At 59.8% G+C, this 3014-nt stretch carries 3 protein-coding genes; 1 reads left to right on the top strand and 2 read right to left on the bottom strand.

Translation table 11 applies throughout. The annotated features are described in order from the left end of the window. Positions 1-73: 73 nt before the first annotated feature. Entirely contained in the window at positions 74-1546 is a 1473-nt protein-coding gene (locus ACXJ5O_RS23120; RefSeq protein WP_457301954.1) for an aldehyde dehydrogenase family protein, read from the top strand. A 150-nt stretch (positions 1547-1696) separates the two neighbouring features. Here ACXJ5O_RS23120 and ACXJ5O_RS23115 read toward each other — a convergent pair whose 3' ends face one another. Both ACXJ5O_RS23115 and ACXJ5O_RS23110 read right to left on the bottom strand, forming a co-directional pair. Continuing rightward, positions 1697-2503, bottom strand: a complete 807-nt coding sequence (locus ACXJ5O_RS23115) for an ABC transporter permease (protein WP_457301955.1) — start codon at positions 2501-2503, stop codon at positions 1697-1699. Further along, on the bottom strand, positions 2503-3014 hold a 512-nt coding region (locus tag ACXJ5O_RS23110; RefSeq protein WP_457301953.1), incomplete at its 5' end, for an ATP-binding protein DrrA1-3 family domain-containing protein. The genes ACXJ5O_RS23110 and ACXJ5O_RS23115, both read right to left, overlap by 1 nt.

Below are 3014 nucleotides of genomic sequence, written 5' to 3'. Positions count from 1 at the left end.
GGCGGTGGAAGGCGTCGTCGATGCCATCTGGTTCAACCAGGGCGAAGTCTGATGCGCCGGTTCGCGCATCCTCGTGCAGGAAGGTAGTGCGGAACGGTTTAACAACAAGCTGCGCAAGCGCATGGAGACGCTGCGCGTCGGCGATCCGCTGGACAAGACCATGGATATCGGCGCGCTTGTCTCGGCAGGGCAGTTGAAACGCGTTTCGGCACTGGTCGAGCAGGGCAAGGTTGAGGGCGGCACACTGTGGCAGGCACCCGTGAAACTACCGGCCAAGGGCAGCTACTTCGCCCCCTGCTTCTTCACCGATGTCGAGCCGGCGTCGACGGTCTGCGAAGTCGAAATCTTTGGTCCAGTCGCCACGGCGACCACCTTCCGCACGCCGGATGAGGCCATTGCTCTGGCGAACAACACCAGGTACGGGCTTGCCGCATCAATCTGGTCGGAGAATATCAATCTTGCGCTCGATATGGCTGCTCGTGTCAAGGCCGGTGTCGTCTGGATCAACTCGACCAACCTGCTCGATGCCGGCGCCGGTTTCGGCGGTTACCGCGAAAGTGGTTTTGGCCGTGAAGGTGGCCGCGAGGGGCTCTACGAGTATCTGACGGCCGATTGGGAAAAACGCCTGCCTCTGGCCAAGGCCGAACCAGCGTTCAAGCCATCGGCGACACCGGACGGCGACGCCAAGATCGCGGCTACAGGCACAATCGACCGCACGGCGAAGAATTATGTGGGCGGCAAGCAGGCACGTCCCGATGGCGGCTACAGCTATTCGGTGATGGGCAAGGGTGGACAAATCATTGGCCAGGCCGGACTCGGCAACCGCAAGGACATTCGCAACGCCGTCGAGGCGGCGGCCAAAGCCGGCGCATGGGGTGGCGCGACGGCGCATAATCGCGCGCAGGTGCTGTATTATCTCGGCGAAAACCTGAGCGCGCGTCAGGCCGAATTCGAGGAACTGCTGGAGACAAGCACCGGCGTGGCTGCAAAGGCGGCAGCTGAGGAGTTTGCCGTCGCGCTCCGCCGCATCTTCTACTACGCTGCCCAGGCAGACAAATATGATGGCGCGGTTCACTCGACAAAATCACGCCATGTGACATTGGCGATGAACGAGCCTTGGGGTGTCATGGGTATCGTATGCCCCGACGAATTGCCGCTGCTGTCGTTCGTATCGCTGGTATTGCCGGCGATCGCCATGGGCAACCGCGTGATCGCCGTCCCGTCGACCCGCCATCCTTTGATCGCCGCCAACCTCTACCAGGTGCTAGACACTTCGGATGTTCCAGGGGGTGTGGTCAACATCGTTACGGGCGAACGCGATGTTCTGGCCAGGACATTGGCCGAGCACGATGAGGTCGATGCGATCTGGTATGTCGGCTCGAAGGAGGGAAGCACGATGGTAGAGAAAGCGTCGTGCGGGAACCTTAAGGCGACATGGGTCAATAATGGACGCCAGCGCGATTGGCTCAGTGCTCAAGGGCAGGGCAAGGAATACTTGCGACGCGCGGTGCAGGTCAAGAACATCTGGGTCCCCTATGGCGAGTAAAATCCGCCAGAGCGGGCTGCAAATGGCGATTTTCTCCGCTCCGATGCTCATGTACCCAAAAGTACACTTCGCTTCGGGGCTCGAAAATCACCATTTTCGCCACGCACTGACGAGTTTTTGGCCAACGCTTGCGGCTCCTCTATCCGTCGCTTACTTGCGGCGATAGAGGTACAGTGTCAGCGGTGCGAGAGTTATGGTCAGTAATATCGGGGCTATAAGCGCCGCGCCCAGCTGGGCGGCGGTGACATTTCCTGCCATCAGACCGCGCATAGCCGTTGTCATCAGCGACACCGGATTGACATCGACGAAGAGCCTCAACCAGCCTGGCATTGTTGCAGGGTCTACCATGATGTTGGAGGCGAAGACCAAGGGCATGATGCCGGTAAAGGCCATGGTCATAACGGTGCTGGGCGTGCGCATGACCAGCCCGAGCACCAGGAATATCCAGCCGAACCCGAAGCCGATCACCAACAGCAGGAGGAGCGCTTCGACGACGCCTATGATGCCGCCTTCTGGCCTGTAGCCGAGGAGGACGCCGATGAACAGGATAAGCAGCGACGCGATCAGGTGACGCAGAATATCGCCCACCATCAATCCGGCGAAGGGTGATAGCGACCAGATCGGCAATGAACGGAACCGGTCGAACAGACCCTTACCAAGGTCTGTACTCAGCCCCATGCCGGAGTACATTGAATTGAACACCACGGTCTGCACCAGAATGCCGGGCAGAAAATATTGCAGATAGGCCGCTGTAGAACCTGAAAGCGCACCGCCGAACACGAAGGTGAACAACAGGGTGAACATGATCGGCGTCATGACCAGGTCGAAGAGCTGTTCTGGAATATGTTTGAACTTGAGCACGGCACGCCAACCGAAAACGAGCGCATTGGACACCGCCGAAGGCTGCGGCGGACGGGTAGCGTAGATGAGYGAAGTTGTTGCGGTTTCGTTATCCATCATGCTTCTCCCGGAGAAGGCTGGCTTTCGGTGATGTGCCCGGTCAAAGCGAAGAACACCTCGTCGAGGCTGGGCGCGCCCATCGAGAAATCGGCAAGTTCAATATTTGCGGCGATCAGTGCGGCCAGACCCCGATTGGCGTTCTGGGGCGTATCAACCATCAGTGACAGCGCCGCGCCTTCAGAACTGCGTTGCGCCTTGCTGCCGGTCATTTCCTCCAGCAGACGTTCGGCTTCCGCGATACCTGCTGCATCGACCAATGTCAGATGCAGGAAGCCCGACCCCGTAGCCGCCTTGAGCTCGCGGCTCGTACCTTCCGCGATTTTCTTGCCGTGATCGATCACGGCGATGCGCGCGGCAAGCTGGTCGGCTTCCTCCAGGTATTGCGTCGTGAGAAGAATGGTTACGCCTGCCTCGGAGAGCGAGCGGATCATGCGCCAGACGCTCTTGCGCGCCATGGGGTCGAGCCCGGTCGTCGGCTCGTCGAGGAACAAGACGCCCGGCGTAACCA

Source organism: Phyllobacterium sp. P5_D12 (genome assembly GCF_054049495.1).
Note: the sequence above shows the minus strand (reverse complement) of the source record. Positions and strands in the feature narration are given on the sequence as shown.